15 protein-coding genes are annotated in these 16024 nt (G+C 70.3%); 9 read left to right on the top strand and 6 right to left on the bottom strand.

Annotated features, from left to right (window positions below; genetic code table 11):
• Positions 1-49: 49 nt before the first annotated feature.
• The 3 genes from ACFQ4H_RS00665 to ACFQ4H_RS00655 are packed head-to-tail and all read right to left on the bottom strand — an operon-like array spanning position 50 to position 2997.
• Positions 50-430, bottom strand: a complete 381-nt coding sequence (locus ACFQ4H_RS00665) for a RidA family protein (protein WP_377565617.1) — start codon at positions 428-430, stop codon at positions 50-52.
• A gap of 3 nt (positions 431-433) precedes the next feature.
• The gene (locus ACFQ4H_RS00660) at positions 434-1702 is read right to left on the bottom strand and encodes an amidohydrolase/deacetylase family metallohydrolase (RefSeq protein WP_377565615.1); all 1269 of its coding nucleotides are present in this window, start codon (positions 1700-1702) and stop codon (positions 434-436) included.
• Positions 1699-2997 carry a transcriptional regulator gene (locus tag ACFQ4H_RS00655; protein WP_377565612.1) on the bottom strand — a complete coding sequence of 433 codons (1299 nt, stop codon included), beginning with the start codon at positions 2995-2997 and terminating at the stop codon, positions 1699-1701. The genes ACFQ4H_RS00660 and ACFQ4H_RS00655 overlap by 4 nt, the downstream gene beginning before the upstream one ends.
• Before the next feature lie 167 nt (positions 2998-3164).
• On the opposite strand from ACFQ4H_RS00655, the gene ACFQ4H_RS00650 reads away from it, so the two are divergent.
• From ACFQ4H_RS00650 to ACFQ4H_RS00640, 3 genes are read left to right on the top strand one after another with little or no spacing between them, the layout of a single operon-like run.
• Positions 3165-4415 carry an alanine racemase gene (locus tag ACFQ4H_RS00650; RefSeq protein ID WP_377565610.1) on the top strand — a complete coding sequence of 417 codons (1251 nt, stop codon included), beginning with the start codon at positions 3165-3167 and terminating at the stop codon, positions 4413-4415.
• 17 nt (positions 4416-4432) lie between these two features.
• Positions 4433-5131, top strand: a complete 699-nt coding sequence (locus ACFQ4H_RS00645) for a bifunctional 4-hydroxy-2-oxoglutarate aldolase/2-dehydro-3-deoxy-phosphogluconate aldolase (protein ID WP_377565608.1) — start codon at positions 4433-4435, stop codon at positions 5129-5131.
• Positions 5118-6221: a sugar kinase gene (locus tag ACFQ4H_RS00640; protein ID WP_377565606.1), complete on the top strand. Its 1104-nt coding sequence runs from the start codon at positions 5118-5120 to the stop codon at positions 6219-6221. Before ACFQ4H_RS00645 ends, ACFQ4H_RS00640 begins: the two co-directional genes overlap by 14 nt.
• A 61-nt stretch (positions 6222-6282) precedes the next feature.
• Here the strand turns inward: ACFQ4H_RS00640 and ACFQ4H_RS00635 are convergent, their stop codons facing one another.
• Both ACFQ4H_RS00635 and ACFQ4H_RS00630 read right to left on the bottom strand, forming a co-directional pair.
• Complete coding sequence (locus ACFQ4H_RS00635; RefSeq protein WP_377565603.1) at positions 6283-7791, bottom strand: class I adenylate-forming enzyme family protein; 1509 nt, start codon at positions 7789-7791, stop codon at positions 6283-6285.
• Positions 7779-8915 carry a zinc-dependent alcohol dehydrogenase gene (locus tag ACFQ4H_RS00630; protein ID WP_377565601.1) on the bottom strand — a complete coding sequence of 379 codons (1137 nt, stop codon included), beginning with the start codon at positions 8913-8915 and terminating at the stop codon, positions 7779-7781. Before ACFQ4H_RS00630 ends, ACFQ4H_RS00635 begins: the two co-directional genes overlap by 13 nt.
• A gap of 93 nt (positions 8916-9008) precedes the next feature.
• On the opposite strand from ACFQ4H_RS00630, the gene ACFQ4H_RS00625 reads away from it, so the two are divergent.
• The 5 genes from ACFQ4H_RS00625 to ACFQ4H_RS00605 are packed head-to-tail and all read left to right on the top strand — an operon-like array spanning position 9009 to position 12417.
• Positions 9009-9584 carry a 2-oxoacid:acceptor oxidoreductase family protein gene (locus ACFQ4H_RS00625; RefSeq protein WP_377565599.1) on the top strand — a complete coding sequence of 192 codons (576 nt, stop codon included), beginning with the start codon at positions 9009-9011 and terminating at the stop codon, positions 9582-9584.
• The gene (locus ACFQ4H_RS00620; RefSeq protein WP_377565595.1) at positions 9581-10660 is read left to right on the top strand and encodes a hypothetical protein; all 1080 of its coding nucleotides are present in this window, start codon (positions 9581-9583) and stop codon (positions 10658-10660) included. The genes ACFQ4H_RS00625 and ACFQ4H_RS00620 overlap by 4 nt, the downstream gene beginning before the upstream one ends.
• Positions 10657-11439, top strand: coding sequence for a thiamine pyrophosphate-dependent enzyme (locus tag ACFQ4H_RS00615; protein WP_377565592.1), 783 nt, complete (start codon positions 10657-10659; stop codon positions 11437-11439). Before ACFQ4H_RS00620 ends, ACFQ4H_RS00615 begins: the two co-directional genes overlap by 4 nt.
• Positions 11436-12170 carry a GntR family transcriptional regulator gene (locus tag ACFQ4H_RS00610; protein ID WP_377565589.1) on the top strand — a complete coding sequence of 245 codons (735 nt, stop codon included), beginning with the start codon at positions 11436-11438 and terminating at the stop codon, positions 12168-12170. The genes ACFQ4H_RS00615 and ACFQ4H_RS00610 overlap by 4 nt, the downstream gene beginning before the upstream one ends.
• Positions 12163-12417, top strand: coding sequence for a 4Fe-4S dicluster domain-containing protein (locus ACFQ4H_RS00605; RefSeq protein ID WP_377565586.1), 255 nt, complete (start codon positions 12163-12165; stop codon positions 12415-12417). The genes ACFQ4H_RS00610 and ACFQ4H_RS00605 overlap by 8 nt, the downstream gene beginning before the upstream one ends.
• A 104-nt stretch (positions 12418-12521) precedes the next feature.
• Here ACFQ4H_RS00605 and ACFQ4H_RS00600 read toward each other — a convergent pair whose 3' ends face one another.
• Positions 12522-14216 carry an autotransporter outer membrane beta-barrel domain-containing protein gene (locus tag ACFQ4H_RS00600; RefSeq protein ID WP_377565584.1) on the bottom strand — a complete coding sequence of 565 codons (1695 nt, stop codon included), beginning with the start codon at positions 14214-14216 and terminating at the stop codon, positions 12522-12524.
• Positions 14217-14443: 227 nt separating this feature from the next.
• Here ACFQ4H_RS00600 and ACFQ4H_RS00595 point away from each other — a divergent pair, with 227 nt between their 5' ends.
• A complete protein-coding gene (locus ACFQ4H_RS00595) occupies positions 14444-15937 on the top strand; it encodes a CoA-acylating methylmalonate-semialdehyde dehydrogenase (protein WP_377565582.1) in 1494 nt (497 codons plus the stop codon).
• The last annotated feature ends 87 nt before the right edge of the window (positions 15938-16024 follow it).

The raw sequence follows: 16024 nt of genomic DNA, 5'->3' as shown, positions 1-16024 counted from the left end.
TCAGCGGGCGGTGCGGACCGGATCGGTGTCCCGGTGGCGGGCAGTGGGACTAGTCGCCCAGATACAGGACCGCATCGACCTCGATGTCGAACCCGTCCAGCGCGACCGGCAGCGTGGTCCGCGCGGGCAGGTTCTCGGTGCCGAAGAACTCCCGGTAGACCTCGTTCATCGCGGCGAAGTCGGCGGGGTCGCGCAGATAGACCCCGACCCGTACGGCCCGGCTGAGGTCGCCGCCGGCCGCCTCGGCGACCCTGGACAGGTTGGTGAACGCGGCGCGTGCCTGCTCGACGAAGGTGCCCCTGACCCAGGTGCCGTCCGGCAGCACCGGACACGCCCCGGCGAGGTAGACGTGGTCACCGGCGACCACCGCGTGCGAGTACGGCCCGCCGGGCGGTGCCGCCCGGTCGGTCATGATGATCTTCTTGGGCATGGGTCAACCTCCGGATCGGGGGAATCGGGGGAACTGTTCGGCGAGCCCTTCCGGGCCCACCAGTGGAGTGGTCAGCAGGTTGCGTACGGTGTGGTCCCGCCCGGTCAGGGCGTGCCGTTGGGCGTCGGTGAGCCCGATCCACGGCGGGACGGGGTGGGGTAGTCGTGGCGGCAGGGGCCGACCGGCGCGGTACGTCAGCTCGTTGACCAGCCGCAGCGGCGAGGTCCGCCGCTGTCCGTGCACGTCGGAGAGTTCGAACCGGCCGGCTTCGACGAGGAAGACGGCGATGTCGGCGCACGCGCCGGGGGCCAACGTGCCCACCCCGTCGGCGAGGCCGAGTGCCCGTGCCGGCCCGACGGTGGTTGCCGCGACCACCTGATCGAGGCTCATCCCGACGGCCAGGAGCTTGGCCATCGTGGTGGGCAGGTCGAACACCGGACCGTGTAGCGACCGGCTGTGCAGGTCGGTGGAGACGGTGTGCGGTGGCATGCCGGCGGCCAGTTGCGCCTCGACCACGTCGTACGCGAAGCCACCCGAACCGTGCCCGATGTCGAACAGCACGCCGGCCTGGTAGGCGTCCCTGGTGGCCGGGTCGAACCCGTCCGATCCGGCCGCGATGCCACTGGCGCAGTGCGTGACGATGTCTCCCGGTCGGAGCAGCGGTAACAGCTGCGCCAGGGAGGGCGGTGCCGCTCCGATGTGCACCATCACCGGAAGCCCGCAGGTCGTGGCCACCTCGATCGCCCGGTGCAGCGGGGCCAGCCCGTGCGTGCCGACGGTGTTCCGGTCCATCCGTGCCTTGATGCCGACGATGGTGTCGCGGTGCGCCCGGATGGTCGCCGTCGCCAGGTCGACGTCGCAGTTGGCCAGGTCCCGCGACTCACCGACCGGCGCGATCAGCCCGACTGCGGAGATGTTCAGCAGCGCGGGTACCCGTACGGCGTAGCCGGACGTCATGGCGGCGAAGGCAGGATACGAGTACGCCCCGGCCGACCCCGCGTCCACCCAGGTGGTCACGCCCGAACGCCAGGCCACCGGCCCGGGGTCGATGCCCCAGTACGTCGCCCCGGCGTACACGTGGGTGTGCAGGTCGACCAGACCCGGTGTGACCAGGCGGCCGGTCACGTCGACGACCTCGGCGGCCTGGTCGCGGGGCAGGGCCGGTGCCACCGCGGCGATCCGGCCGTCGCGGACCGCGACGTCGTGCCGTCCGGTCCGTCCGGTGCCGGGATCGAGCAGGTCACCACCGGCGAGCAGCAGGTCCCAGTTCATCGGCGCTCCATCGCGGCGCCGATGCACAGCCGGTACAACTGGGCGGGCCGACCCTTGCGGTGCACCTGGGTGCTGCCCTGGACCTCGACCAGTCCGGAGTCGCCCAGCTTGCGGATCAGCCGTCGCCCGCTGGGGTCGGTGATACCGAGCTGCTGCGCGAGGTCGCTGGGGGAGATCGCGCGGCCCTCCAGCGACCGCTCGACGGCCGCCAGTCGGGACAGCGTCGCCGCGCTCAGGCCAACCTCGGTGGCCAGCTGCTCCAACTCGGCCCCGTGTTCCCGGTAGGTGAAGGCGACGGCGGAACCGACCGGGCCCATCGGACCGATGATGACGCCGCTGTCCTCGATGAGGTACGCACTGGGCTGCTGCTCCTGTTCCGCCCGGGCGGCGGCCCGTTCGGCCAGGTGCAGGCAGCTACGGGCGGAGGCCCCCACGCCGAAGCCCGCCGCGACCCGGATGCCGAGCGTCTCCTGGGCCTGGCTGAGCGCGGGCAGCGACACCCAGTTGTCGGTCGCCTGCTCGAACAGCGCCTGGTGGGCGAAGACCACCACCCCCCGTCGGCCCCGGTCCTCGATCCAGGCGTCGGCGAAACCCGGGGTGTTGAGCAGCAGGTTCATCAGGCCGACCCGGGCCCGGTCCAGGTCCAGTTTCGGCCCGGCCCTGCCCACCAGGAAGACTCCGGCGGCGAACCGCAGGGCACTGGCCTGTTTGGACTGCACCCGCAGCGCCAACTCGTGCAGTTGGGCCCGGATCGTGGCCGGTCCGGGGAGCCCGCCGATCACGCCGATGTCGTCCTGGAGCTGGGCCGCGGCTGCCGTACGCAGGCTGATCACGTAGTCGCCGCCGGTGCGGGCCAGCGCCGTGCGGTGGAACGCCACGATCTCGGCCACGCTCTGTTCCGGGTCGTACGGCAGGCAGGTGACCTGGGCCGGGTCCAGCTCCAGCGCGTTGACGACCTCCGACACCGTCTGGGCGTCGTAGGTGTCGATGCTGACCGGCGTGGGCCGCCAGCCCCGGGCCAGGGCCTTGAAGAAGGCCAGCGACAGGTCCAGGCCGGCCGAGCGCAGGATGGCGACCGGCAGGTCCGGCGGCAGCAGGTCACGGCATTTCGCGTACGGGACCAGGCCGAGCAGTAGCCCGTCGACACCCCGCCGGTCGAGCAGGTCCCCGACGAGCCCGTGGACCGCGTCCTCGTGTTCGTAGACGACCCACTCGACGGTCACCCCGGCCAGGGTGCGCGCCGCGTCCTCAAACGCGGCACGGTGGCTGGTGTGGATGACCAGACCGATCACCATCAGCACTCCAGGTTCGAAATAGTTAGGTTCGAAAATAGTTCGTAAACGGCGACGGCGTATAGCCTGCGCCCTGCTGGTCGGCGGCGTCAAGACGTTGACCCACGGATCAGGATCGTGCATGCTGTGCAGCCAACAAGCGAGCCACATTCGAACGTCTGGGGGAGAGGATGCGTCGCGACCGAGCCGACGGGGGCACCCTCGACTGGCGGGCGAAGGGGTTCTGGCAGCCGGGTCCCCCGGTGGCCGCCGCCGAATTCGCCGCCGCCGGACACCGTCTCTTCGACGGAGCCGTCACCTGGCCGGTGCTGGTCGCCCGTCGTGCCGCCCTCACGCACAACATCGCGGCGCTGGCCGAGTTCTGCGCCCGCCACGGACTCTCGTTCGCCCCGCACGGCAAGACCACCATGGCCCCGTCCCTGCTCGACGCGCAGTTGGCCGCCGGTGCCTGGGCCGTCACCGTGGCCACCGCCAACCAGCTGCTGGCCTGCCGTGCCCTCGGGGTGCCCCGGGTACTGCTGGCCAACCAACTGCTCGATCCGGGCCCGCTGCGCTGGCTGGCCGGCGAACTCGACCGTGGGTTCGACGCACGGTTCTTCGTGGACTCGGTCACCGGGGTGGCGGCCATCGGTGCCGCGCTCGCCGACCAGCCGGGGGAGACACCCGTACGGGTACTGGCCGAACTCGGCCACCCCGGCGGGCGGACCGGTTGCCGTAGCGTCGCCGAGCTGGTCGAGGTCGCCGAGGCCGTCACCGCCACACCCCGGGTACGCCTCGACGGCGTCACCGCCTACGAGGGGGGCCTACCGGACGTCGCCGCCGTCTCGGCGTACCTGCGCCGGACCCGGGAGGCCGTCGTCGAGTTGGCGGCACGGGGTCTGCTACCGACGGACGAGGTGGTCGTCAGTGCCGGTGGCAGTGCGTACTTCGACGTCGTGGCCGACCAACTCGGCGGGGCCTGGCTACCCGGCCGCACGCTGCGTGTGGTGCTGCGCAGCGGCGCGTACGTCAGCCACGACCACGGCTTCTACGCCGAGCGCACCCCGTTCCGGCGGATTCCCGGTGGGGGATCGTTGGAACCGGCGCTGGAACTCTGGGCGCAGGTCAACTCCACCCCCGAGGCGGGACTGGCGATCGTCGGCATGGGCAAGCGGGACGCGTCGTACGACGAGGGGCTGCCGGTCCCGCTGCGGATCCGGCGGACCTCCGGAGCCGTCGACACCGTCCCCGACGGGACGGAGGTCACCCGGATCAACGACCACCACACCTACCTCCGGGTGCCGCCCGGTGCCGAGGTCAGGCCCGGTGACCTGGTCTGCTTCGGTATCTCCCACCCGTGTACTGCCTTCGACAAGTGGCAGTTCATCCCGGTCGTCGACGACAGCGACACCATCGTCGACGTCCTGCGTACCTACTTCTGAGAGAGCCGGTGCAGACGATGGGACAAGACCACGAGGTGACCTCCACCAGCCGGGCCGAACGGGCGGTGGACGTCGAAGCAGCCATCACGGCCGGTGGCGTCCTGCCCGTCGTCGTGCTTGACACCGCCGCTGACGCCGACCCGCTGGCCGCCGCGCTCACCGCGGGCGGCCTGCACACCGTGGAGGTCACCTTCCGCACCGATGCGGCGGCCGACGCGATCGCGGCCCTGTCCGCCCGTTCCGACCTGCTCGTCGGTGCGGGCACCGTACTGACCCCGGCGCAGGTCGACCGGGCGGTGTCCGTCGGTGCCCGGTTCGTCGTCAGTCCCGGCTTCAGCCCCACCGTCGTGCGGCACTGCCAGGAACTCGGGCTACCGGTCTTTCCCGGGGTGTCCAGTGCCACCGAGATCCAGATGGCCCTCGACGCCGGACTGACGACCGTCAAGTTCTTCCCCGCCGAGCAACTGGGCGGCATCGCCATGATCAGGGCCCTGGCCGCCCCGTTCCGGTCCGTGCGGTTCATTCCCACCGGCGGTGTGCACGCCGGCAACCTGGCCACGTACCTCGCCCACCCGGCGGTACTGGCAGTCGGTGGCACCTGGCTGGCGCCGTCCGATCTGATCACCGCCGGCAACTGGCGTGAAGTCACCACCCGGACCTCGGCCGCAGTGGCCACGGTCCACGAAAGTCGAACGAGGAGCCATGCCACCGCTTGACGTACGTCCCGCCGACACCTGCCGCTACGACCTGGTGTCACTCGGCGAGGTGATGCTGCGACTCGACCCGGGGGAGGGACGGGTACGCACCGCCCGTAGCTTCCGGGTCTGGGAGGGCGGCGGCGAGTACAACGTGGCGCGGGGGCTGCGGCGCTGCTTCGGAATGCGTACCGCCATCGTCACCGCGTTCGCCGACAACGAGGTGGGTCGGCTGCTGGAGGACCTGGTCCTACAGGGCGGGGTGGACACCTCGTACATCAGCTGGCTGCCGTACGACGGCGTGGGCCGTACGGTGCGCAACGGGTTGAACTTCACCGAACGTGGTTTCGGTGTGCGTCGTGCGGTCGGCACCTCGGACCGGGGACACAGCGCGGCCAGTCAACTCCGCGCCGACGACGTGGACTGGGACGACCTGTTCGGCCGGCGCGGCGTTCGCTGGCTGCACACCGGCGGTATCTACGCGGCGCTGTCGCCGACCGCCGCGCAGACCATCGAGGCAGCCATGGTCGCTGCGCGTCGGCACGGCACGGTCATCTCGTACGACCTCAACTACCGGCCCAGTCTCTGGCAGGCGGTCGGCGGAAAATCGCGGGCGCAGGAGGTGAACCGGAAGCTGGCGCGGTACGTAGACGTGATGATCGGTAATGAGGAGGACTTCAGCGCGGCACTGGGGTTCGACGTGCCCGGGACGGAAGAGGACTTCTCCCGGCTGGAGGTGGCCAACTTCCGGCGGATGATCGAGGCGGTCACGTCGGAGTACCCCAACTTCCGCGTCGTGGCGACCACCCTGCGGACCGTACGTACCGCCACCGTCAACGACTGGGGTGCGCTCGCCTGGTCCGCCGGGACCGGGTTCGTCGAGGCCACCCACCGGCCGGGGCTGGAGATCCTCGACCGGGTCGGTGGCGGTGACAGCTTCGCCTCCGGGCTGATCTACGGGCTACAGGAGCGGGGCGACCTGGCCGTGGCGGTCGAGTACGGCGCCGCCCACGGGGCCCTGGCCATGACGACCCCCGGGGACACCTCGATGGTCAGCCGCCGGGACGTCGAAGCCCTGATGGCCGGTGCCGGAGCCCGGGTCCAGCGCTGAACCGGGCTCCGGCGGTGCGGTCGGTGTCGCAGGTCGGTGCCCCGCTGGCTGGTGTCACGGGTCAGGAAGGCTGGCCAAGGTGACGTTCCTGAAGGGACTCCCGGATCCGGGACCGCTGGATCTGGCCGGTTGCCGGGGTACGCGGGATCGACGACACCACCGCCACCCGGCGCGGCTGCTTGAACCCGGCCAGCCGTCCGGCGACGTGAGTGCGGATGGCGGCCACCTCGGGACAGGTGGCCCCCGGTGCCAGCACCAGTACGGCGCAGACGACCTCGCCCCACCGCTGGTCGGGTAACCCGACCACGGCGACGTCCCGCACGTCGGGCAGGTCCCGCAGGGCGTACTCCACCTCGTACGGTGAGACCGACTCACCACCGGTACGGATCACCTCGCGCTGCCGTCCGGTGAGGTGCAGGTAGCCCTCGTCGTCCAGGTAACCGAGGTCACCGGAGCGGTAGACACCGTCGCTCAACGCCGTCGTGGTCTCCGCGTCGAGGTCGTGGTAGCCGGACATCAGCCCCGGTCCGCTGACACACACCTCACCCACCTCGCCGACTGCCGCCGCGTCCACCCACAGTGCTCCGGGGAAGGCGGGCAGACCGACGCTGCCTGGCTTTCTCAGCAGGTCACCGTCGGGCAGCGCGGCCATCCGACCCGCTTCGGTCGAGCCGTAGAGGATGGTCGTGGTGGTGCCGGGCAGCCGTTGCCTGATCCGGTTGATCAGGTCGACGGACACCCCGGAGGTGCCGGTGTCGGCGTGCCGCAGCGACGACAGGTCGGCATGCCGGTGCTCGGGGTCGAGCAGGCGTTCCCACACCGCCGGAATGCAGTAGATCGCCGACGGGCGTTCCCGCTGTACCGCGTCGATCACCTGCGGTGCGTCGGCCCTACCCACCAGGTGTACGGCGGTGCGGTTCTGCCACGCCTCCATCACGTAGTGCCAACCGCCGTAGTGGTAGAGCGGGAAGCTGCACAGCACCCCGCCCCGGCCACGCAGTCCCGTGGTGAACGTGCCGCCGCCGGGTGCCGCCCGTAGCCAACTCGCCCGGTGACTGACCAGCGCGCCCTTGGGGCGGCCGGTGCTGCCGCTGGTCAGGTAGACGATGTGCGGGTCGGAGTCGAGGACCCGGTCGTGCCCGTCGGGTGGTACGGCCGCTGCGGCGGCGGTGAGCGCGTCCAGGTCGGCTCCGGGTGCCGGACGTCCACCGATGTGGGCCAGTGCGCCGTCGTACGCGACGGTGTCCCGGTCGGTGACCAGCAGGCGCGGGCCCAGGTAGGACAGCACACCGGCCAGTTCGGTGTCCGACAGGGTCGGGTTGATCGGGGCGAAGGCGGCACCGAGCCGGGCGCAGCCGAGGAAGCCGTCGAGCGTACGCATCGTCGGCGCGGTCCACCAGGCGACCCGGTCGCCGCGTCGGACACCCAGCCCGGCCAGGGCGTTGGCGGTACGGTCGGCACGCTGGTCCAGCTCACGGAAGGTTACCCGCTGGCCGGCCAGGGTCGCTGCCACCGCGCTCGGGCACATCCGTGCGGCCTGTCGGACGATGTCACCGATCAGCAGTTCCATGACAGTCCTCCAGCGGCGGTGAGGTCGACCTGAGCCGGGTTGATCGCGCCGTAGGTGGACTTGTCCCGGGTGATCGCCACCGCCTCGGGAATCAGGTCGACGCCGGTCAACCGGTGGGTGATCAACGATTCCACGTCGACGTCGCCTCGGGCCACCAGCCGGAGCGCGTGCGCGAACACTCCACCACTGGGGGAGTAGCCGCCGGCCCCGGACCGGGGATGCAGCAGCGAGACACATCGTTCGCGGAGCAGGCCGAGCGGGGCGGGGGCCTGCTCGGGCAGTACGGAGACCATCACGATCCGCCCACCCCGTCGTACGCAACGGGCGGCCAGGTCCAGGGTGCCGGTGCCGGCGAGTCCGACCTCGGGGGAGCCGCCGGCGGTTTCGACGACCACGTCGACCCCGACACCGCCGGTCGCGTCCCGTACCGCTGCCAGCACGCCGTCGTGGCCGGTGCTGGCGTCGACGACCAGGTCGGCGCCGAACCGGCTGGCCAGGGCGAGCTTGGCGGGGCTCCGTCCGCTGACGGCGACCAGACCGGCGTTTCCGTACCGGGCGACCTGTACGGCCAGCAGTCCCATGACCCCGGCGCCGATGACCAGCACCGTCTCGCCGGGCTGGACGGCGGCCAGCGCGTGTGCGTGGATGGCACCGGCCAACGGCTGGATGGCGGCTCCGGCTGCGGCGCTCACCCCCGGTGGTACGGGCACCAGGCACGACTCCGGCACCACCACCTGCTCGGCGAGGGCACCGGGCCGGGTGAACCCGATGAACTGTGGTGCGACGCAGGCGTCGGACCGGCCGTTCCGGCAGGCGGCGCACCGGCCGCAGGTGATGGTCTCGACGGCGGTGACCTGGTCGCCGGGGCGGGCGTGCCGGACGTCCGGCCCGACGGACCGGACGATGCCGCAGAACTCGTGGCCGCCGAAGCGGGTGGGACCGGCGGCCAGCGCGTCGGCCAGGTGCTGGTGCAGGGCGACCCGGTCACCGGCGACGAGCATGCACTCGGTGACGCTCGGCTGCACGCAGGCGACGTCGACCACCACCTCCCCGACCCCGGGCTCGGGGTCGGCGACCTCCTCGACCCGGAGATCACCGAAGCCGTGCAGAACCGCTGCGCGCACTGTGCTTCCTCCTTGACGTCCAGCCCTTGACCGTCCGTTTGAATTTTGTATTCAATATTCAAACGGAGTCAAGATCTCGACGTGGGAGGGTCCATGGAGCGCGAACTCGTGGTCACCGGGGTCGGTGGCCAGGGCATCCAGCTGCTGGCCAAGACCCTTGCCCTGGCCGCCACCCGGGAGGGGCGGCACGCGATGCTCAGCGCCGACTACGGCGGCGAGATGCGCGGCGGACCCTCCCGGGCCAGTGTGGTGATCGGCGACGGGCCGTTGCGGGGCCTGCCGGTCCTCGCCTCCGCCTGGTCGGCGATCGTCGTACACCACCGGTTCAGCCAGCCGGCGCTCGCCCGGTTACGCCCCGGCGGTCCGGTGATCGCCAATCTGCCCCTGGTCGACCCGGCGACGATGCCGACCATGACGGTGTACGGCGTGGACGGTGCCGCCGTGGCGAAGGCGGCCGACGCACCCCAGGCGATGGGCTTCGCCCTCCTCGGGGCATACAACGCCGTCACCCGCCTCGTCGAACCGGCGTCGCTCGTCGCCGCGATGGAGGAACTGCTCCCGCCGTACCGGAAACAGCACGCGGCGGCCAACGCCCGCGCGCTGGCCGCCGGTGCCGCCGCGCTCGACGCGCAGGCCGGCCCCCTGAACCTCGCGGAGGTCTCCCGATGACCCTGGAACTACTCGAAGGCAGCGCCGCCATCGCGAAGTCGGCGATCACAGCCGGCTGCCGGTTCTTCGCCGGCTACCCGATGTCGCCCTTCACCGGGCTGCTGGAGAACATGTCGCACCGGATGCCCGAGGCCGGCGGTGTCTGCCTCAATGCGGAGAGCGAGATCGAGGGCGTCAACATGGTCCTCGGTGCCGCTGCGGCCGGTGCTCGCGCCGCCACCGGATCATGCGGGCAGGGCATCGCGCTGATGCAGGAGACGATTGCCGAGGCGGCGCTCAACGAAACGCCGTTCGTGGTCTTCAACATGGCCCGCAACCAGCAGGACTACTTCCAGTGCACGCGCGGCGGTGGCTGGGGCGACTACCGGACCATCACCCTCGCCCCGAAGGACATCCCCGAGGCTGTCGAGCACACGCAGCTGCTGTTCCACCTCGCCGACAGGTACCGCGTACCGGTGATCCTCTACGGTGATCCGCTGCTGGCCCAGACCCGGGTCGGGGTCTCGGTGCAACCGCTGGACTTCGGGCCGCTGCCGGAGAAGGACTGGGTGCTCGACGGTACGGGCGGTGGTACCGGACGGTCGCGGCAGATCTGGACCTGGGCGATGGGCAAGGCCACCGACCCGGGACCGGGGCCGGACGGGCACTGGCGGGCCATCGCGGACAAGTTCGCCGCCATCGACGCGGTCGAGGCCCGCCACGAGCAGGCGTACGCCGACGACGCCGAAACGCTGGTGGTGGCGTTCGGCTCCGCCGCCAAGTTCGTCGAGTACGTCGTCGAGGAACTGCGAGCCGACGGACACCGGATCGGGTGGTTCCGGCCGGTGACCCTGTGGCCGTTCCCCGGCGACGCCCTGGCCGCCGCCACCGCCGGTGTCCAACGGGTGCTGGTCTTCGAACTCAACGCCGGACAGATGCTCGACGACGTACGCATCCACGCCGCCGACCGGTCGGCGGTGCGGTTCATCGGCGGAGTGAGCATCGCCGAGTCGGGGCTCGCCTACGGCGAGCTGATGGACGCCCCGGTCATCCGGGACCGGATCCTCGCCGCTGCCACCGGAGGTGCTGCCGCATGACCCGCGAACAAGTCACCATCGACACCTCCCAGCCGCCCTCGGGACCCGCCCGAAAGGTCGCCGACTTCCGGCCGTCGCTGCTGCTCGGCGAACACTCGCTGTGTCCCGGCTGCGGCGAGCCGGTGGCGCTCCGGGTGCTGTTGGAGGTGTTGCAGGAACTGGACATCGTGCAGCGCACGATCGGTGTGGTCGGCCACGGCTGCTACGGCAGCTTCGTCCGGATCATGGACGTGGACGTGTTGCAGTGTCTGCACGGCCGGGCACCATCCTGCGCGACCGGCATCAAGCGGGTGCGTCCGGAGTGCGCCGTCTTCACCATGCAGGGCGACGGCGACATGGCCAACGAGGGACTCCAGGAGGTGCTGCATGCCGCCGCCCGGGGCGAGAAGATCACCTGCGTGCTACTCAACAACGGCGTCTTCGGTGACACCGGCGGCCAGTTGACCGCGACCACCGTACTCGGCCAGCGGACCAAGACCAGTCTCGCCGGACGGGACGCGGAGGCGCACGGCTACCCGATCCCGGTCGCCGACCTGGTCGCAGGGCTGCGCGGCACCGCGTACGTCGCCCGGGGAGCGGTGTCGACGGCGGGTGGGGTGGCCCAGACCAAGCGGATGCTGCGGCGCGCCTTCGAGACCCAACTCTCCGGGGCCGGCTTCAGCCTGGTCGAGATCCTCACCATGTGTCCGACCGGCTGGTTCGTACCGGCCGCCGAGGGGCCTGGTTATCTTGGCGAGTCGATGGAGCAGATCTATCCACTCGGGGAGTTGGTAACGTGACGCCGCTGGTGCGGATGAAGACCGGCGAGGCTGTCGCCGCGTACGTCCTCGGCCTGTTGTTCGACGGCACGCTGCGCAGTGGCGACCGGATCGACCTGGACGGTGTCGCCCAGGCGCTCGGCATCAGCCGGGCCCCGGTCCGCGAAGGGCTCATGCACCTGGAACGCGACGGGCTGGTCAGCATGCCGCACTACCGGGGCGCGTTCGTCGCGGCCTTCGACGCGGACACGGTTCGCGAGGCATTCGAGCTGTACGGGATGCTCAGCGCCCTGACCAGCAGCCGTGCCGCCGCCGGGGCCGATGCCGGCGTACGGGAGACCCTGGGCAAGCTCACCGAGGCGCTGGCCGGTTGTGGGCAGGTGGCAGAGTTCGAGCGGCTGGCCCGGGAGTTCCGTAAGGTCGTCAACCACGCCGCCGCCGGTCCGCACCTGCGGGCCCTGCTGCGCAGCTTCAGCGGACTGGTGCCGGTCGCCGCCCGGTTCTCCATCGAGGACGCGATGGACGACGAGCGGGCCGCGCTGCGCCGGGAGTACGAGACGCTGGTCGCCGGTGACGCGGACGCGGCGGCAGCCGCAGCCCTCGACCACGTACGGATGACCGCCGAGAACGCGGTACGGGCGCTCCGACAGCGAGGTGTCTTCCCGGCCGAGGCCACCCCGGCGACGGCCGCTGACCGGTCCCGGGTGTTGGCCATCGTCCACGCAACGACCAGAGGGGGTAGGAATGAGTGAGCCGGGTGGTGAGTCGCCGAAGGTGAGCCGGGGAACCCTGGTGATCGACGAGGACAGGTGCAAGGGCTGCGAGCTGTGCATCAGCGCCTGCCCGCCACAGGTCCTGGCAATGTCGACCGAGGTCAACGAGCTGGGCTACCGCTTTCCGGAGTTGACCGCCGGCTGCACCGGCTGTACGGCCTGCCAGATGGTGTGCCCCGACTTCGTCTTCGCCGTCTACCGGTTCACCCCCGCCCGAAGCCACTGACCTCCGGCGGACAGTGGTCCCGGCGGCCGGACCGGAGGATGGGCCGACCGCCGGAACACCGCCACCCGTCGATGGTGCTCCGGCGACCGACGTCATCGGTGGTTTCAGGGGGAGGGGATCAGGGGCTGGGATGGTTGGGCGGTGATGGTGCCAGTACCGGCGGCCAGACCGCTGACCGACCAGGCGGTGCTCTGTCCGCCGGGGCCGACGGTCCACAGATCGGCGTCGCCGTCACTGTCGATGTCCGCGGCCTGCAGGGTCTGGGTGGTTCCGATGTTCCAGCCGGTGGCCAGGGCGTACGGAGTGTAGGTGAGTTGCCCTGTCTCGGCGTCGAACCCGAGGTTGGTCCAGAGATGCAGGGCTCCGGTGGTCCGGTTCCAGAGGAACATGGCGGTGCCCGTGGCCAACTGTGCGGTGGTGATGGTCCAGTTCTGCCAGTCGCTTCCAGCCGTGGGAGTGGCGGTGGCAGTGCGGATCACCGAGTTGTAACCGCCGGTCCATCCCCCGTTTGTGTAATAGGTGAGGTGATAGCCGTTGACGGAATCGCCGCTGGTGCCGACGAGGTCGGGGTACGGGGTGTTGAGCCCTCGACTGTCGCCTGCACTGGCGAGTTGTAGTGGCGAATTGCCGTCCTGATCCACGAGTTGGCTGGGATCGATGCTGAATTGATTGCCGCTGCTTTGCGCTTCGATGACCGACCCGTCGCCGTTTCCGCGGAGGATTCCGGCTTGCCCAGAGCTGGGGTAGTAGATGAGAAAGTCCTGCAGGCTGCCGCCGAGGAACCGGCCGGTAACTACCTGGGTGCCGTCGAAATCTGCCGGCGAGTTGTTGCCGGTCATCCCGCTTCCGTTCGCGCCCAGGTTCGTGATGTTCGGGTTGACGCCACTGGCGCCCCCACCCGTTGCCAGCCAGAGCCCGGACGGAAGGTCGTTGGTCGCGCCGACGGTGAGCAGGTCGGGGACTCCGTCGCCGGTGAGGTCACCATCTGGTGCCGGCGGTCCTTCGATCGAGTTGAAGAAGATCGTGGTGGACTCACCGAAGTTTCCAGCGACGGAGAGGCTGGTGACGGTGAGGGTGTTGGTGAACCGGGTAGGGGTGACGGCGATCGTCGCGTGGCCGGAGGTCGCCGGGACAATTTTCGGCGGCCGGCTGTTGAGTTGGTAGTTGTAGTAGGTGGGGACAAGGCCGGCGGGCGGGGTGATGGTGAACGTCGCGGGCTGGCCGATGACCATCTGCGTGGTGGGCGGGGTGACCGTCGGTGCCCCGGGGCGGGTCGGGTCGAAGACGAACCGGCAGGTGTCGGACCACGGACTGTTGCTGTCGAAGTCGGTGCTCCGCACCTTCCAGGAAAAATCGGTGAGGCTGCCCGCAGCCGCGGTGCGCAGGGTGTCCACGGGCACGACACGCAGCGCTGTGCTGCCTGACGGGTACGTGAGCAGGTTCGGATCGGACGAGACGATTGCTGTCTCGGTCGGGTCGGCGGTCCTCCACAGCTTGTATTCGACGCCGAGCACGCCGGTGTCGGGATCGGAAACCGGCGCATAGAGGGAAATGGAGCCATCCCCGGCGTAGCTGGGGGGCACCGCGGTGCAGAAGGTCTGTGGCGAGGTCGTTAGGCCGGTTGGCTTGTCCGGTGGTTGGTTGTCGGTGGCAGGGGCATTGTGGACTTGATTTGGTGGCGTGACTGCGGCGGCAGCCGGCATGGCCATGAGTACGGCTGCCGCCGAGGCGACGAAGGTACCGGCCGTGGCTACGGTGGCAGCCCGTACCTTCCCCTGTGGAACGAACTTGGACAGCATCGTCTGTACAACTCCCCACGATGAGGCGAGCCCTTGGGTGGCCGCTTCGACTTGCCAGTATCGATGGACAGTCGGGTTTCGGCTGTGCCCACACACAGGATCTCCCCAGGATCGTCACATGCCCGCAGAGCGGAGGAGGGGAGTCTCCAGCTGACATTAGTATGTCTTGACAAATGTGCTCTCTCGCGTGAGGCTCGACGTCGATACCTGCGACGAGGGGAGGCTCGATGCGTACCATCGATCACTGGATCGGCGGAGCGCCAGCCGCGGGCGGCATCGGGTATGCGACGGTCTGGCAACCGGCCACCGGACACCCACAGGCACAGGTGGCGCTCGGCGGGCGGGCCGAGGTCGACCTTGCCGTCGCTGCGGCGGCGAAGGCGTACGACACGTGGAGCGAGACGTCGCTGTCGAGACGTACGAGGGTGATGTTCGCGCTGCGTGACCTGGTCGAGCGGCACGAGGACGAACTCGCGCGCCTGATCACCGCCGAGCACGGCAAGACCGTCGAGGACGCGCGGGGCGAGGTGGTACGCGGCCGGGAGGTGATCGAGTTCGCCTGCGGCATCCCGCAACTGCTCAAGGGCGGGTACTCGGATCAGGTGTCCACCGGTGTCGACTCGTACTCGCTGCGGGCACCGCTCGGGGTGTGTGTCGGGATCACCCCGTTCAACTTTCCGGTCATGGTGCCGATGTGGATGCATCCGATCGCCATCGCCTGCGGCAACACGTTCGTGCTCAAGCCGAGCGAGCGGGACCCCTCGCCCGCCAACCTGGTCGCGCAGTTGTACGCCGACGCCGGCCTGCCGGACGGGGTGTTCAACGTCGTACACGGTGACCGGGAGGCGGTCGACGTGCTGCTCGACCACCCCGACGTTGCGGCGGTCTCGTTCGTCGGCTCCACCCCGATCGCAAGCCACGTCCACCGGCGGGCCTCGGCGTCGGGAAAGCGGGTGCAGGCACTCGGCGGTGCGAAGAACCACGCGGTGGTGCTGCCCGACGCGAACCTGGTGGACGCGGCCCGGCAGATCGCCGGGGCGGCGTACGGCTCCGCGGGGCAGCGCTGCATGGCCGTCTCGGTGGTGGTCGCGGTGGGGTCCATCGCGGACGAGTTGGTCGAGTTGCTGGCCCGGCAGGCGGCGGCGATCGTCGTCGGACCGGGTGATCAGGCAGGCAGCGAGATGGGCCCGGTGGTCACGGCGCAGGCACGGGAACGGGTGGTCGCCGCGGTGACCGGAGCGCGGGAGGCCGGGGCCGAGATCGTGGTCGACGGTCGCGCACTGCGGGTCGACGGTCACGAGGACGGGTTCTTCGTCGGTCCGTGCCTGGTGGACCGGGTGACGCCGACGATGGAGGCCTACCAGCAGGAGATCTTCGGCCCGGTGCTGGTGGTGCTGCGGGCCGAAAGTCTCGACGAGGCGATCGCCATCATCAACGCCAACCCGTACGGCAACGGCACGGCGCTGTTCACCTCGGGCGGTGCCGCTGCCCGCCGCTTCGTACGTGGCGTGACCGTCGGCATGATCGGCGTCAACGTGCCGGTACCGGTGCCGATGGCATACCACTCCTTTGGCGGCTGGAAGGCGTCGCTCTTCGGCGACGTGCACGCGCATGGCACCGAGGGGGTCGCCTTCTACACGCGGGGCAAGGTGGTCACCGGTCGCTGGCCGGAGCCGTCGGAGGCGGCTCGTTCCGCATTGGACTTCCCGACGGCGTCGTAGCTCGCCGGTGGCGTCCGTGCCCGTTGGACCGTCCCTGCCGAACCATGCCCGTTGCACCGTTTCACCTCCATCGGCCGCATACCGCCA

Origin of the sequence: Micromonospora sonneratiae (assembly GCF_042679305.1) — a bacterium.
Lineage (GTDB): Bacteria > Actinomycetota > Actinomycetes > Mycobacteriales > Micromonosporaceae > Micromonospora_H > Micromonospora_H sonneratiae.
The sequence above is the reverse complement of the archived record's forward strand: the minus strand, read 5'-3'. Positions and strand labels throughout refer to the sequence as shown.

Bases quoted from the DNA above. Each gene is read 5' to 3' on its own strand.
- ACFQ4H_RS00665 (WP_377565617.1), bottom strand. From the start codon at position 430: ATGCCCAAGAAGATCATCATGACCGACCGGGCGGCACCGCCCGGCGGG.
- ACFQ4H_RS00660 (WP_377565615.1), bottom strand. From the start codon at position 1,702: ATGAACTGGGACCTGCTGCTCGCCGGTGGTGACCTGCTCGATCCCGGC.
- ACFQ4H_RS00655 (WP_377565612.1), bottom strand. From the start codon at position 2,997: ATGGTGATCGGTCTGGTCATCCACACCAGCCACCGTGCCGCGTTTGAG.
- ACFQ4H_RS00650 (WP_377565610.1), top strand. From the start codon at position 3,165: ATGCGTCGCGACCGAGCCGACGGGGGCACCCTCGACTGGCGGGCGAAG.
- ACFQ4H_RS00645 (WP_377565608.1), top strand. From the start codon at position 4,433: ATGGGACAAGACCACGAGGTGACCTCCACCAGCCGGGCCGAACGGGCG.
- ACFQ4H_RS00640 (WP_377565606.1), top strand. From the start codon at position 5,118: ATGCCACCGCTTGACGTACGTCCCGCCGACACCTGCCGCTACGACCTG.
- ACFQ4H_RS00635 (WP_377565603.1), bottom strand. From the start codon at position 7,791: ATGGAACTGCTGATCGGTGACATCGTCCGACAGGCCGCACGGATGTGC.
- ACFQ4H_RS00625 (WP_377565599.1), top strand. From the start codon at position 9,009: ATGGAGCGCGAACTCGTGGTCACCGGGGTCGGTGGCCAGGGCATCCAG.
- ACFQ4H_RS00620 (WP_377565595.1), top strand. From the start codon at position 9,581: ATGACCCTGGAACTACTCGAAGGCAGCGCCGCCATCGCGAAGTCGGCG.
- ACFQ4H_RS00615 (WP_377565592.1), top strand. From the start codon at position 10,657: ATGACCCGCGAACAAGTCACCATCGACACCTCCCAGCCGCCCTCGGGA.
- ACFQ4H_RS00605 (WP_377565586.1), top strand. From the start codon at position 12,163: ATGAGTGAGCCGGGTGGTGAGTCGCCGAAGGTGAGCCGGGGAACCCTG.
- ACFQ4H_RS00600 (WP_377565584.1), bottom strand. From the start codon at position 14,216: ATGCTGTCCAAGTTCGTTCCACAGGGGAAGGTACGGGCTGCCACCGTA.
- ACFQ4H_RS00595 (WP_377565582.1), top strand. From the start codon at position 14,444: ATGCGTACCATCGATCACTGGATCGGCGGAGCGCCAGCCGCGGGCGGC.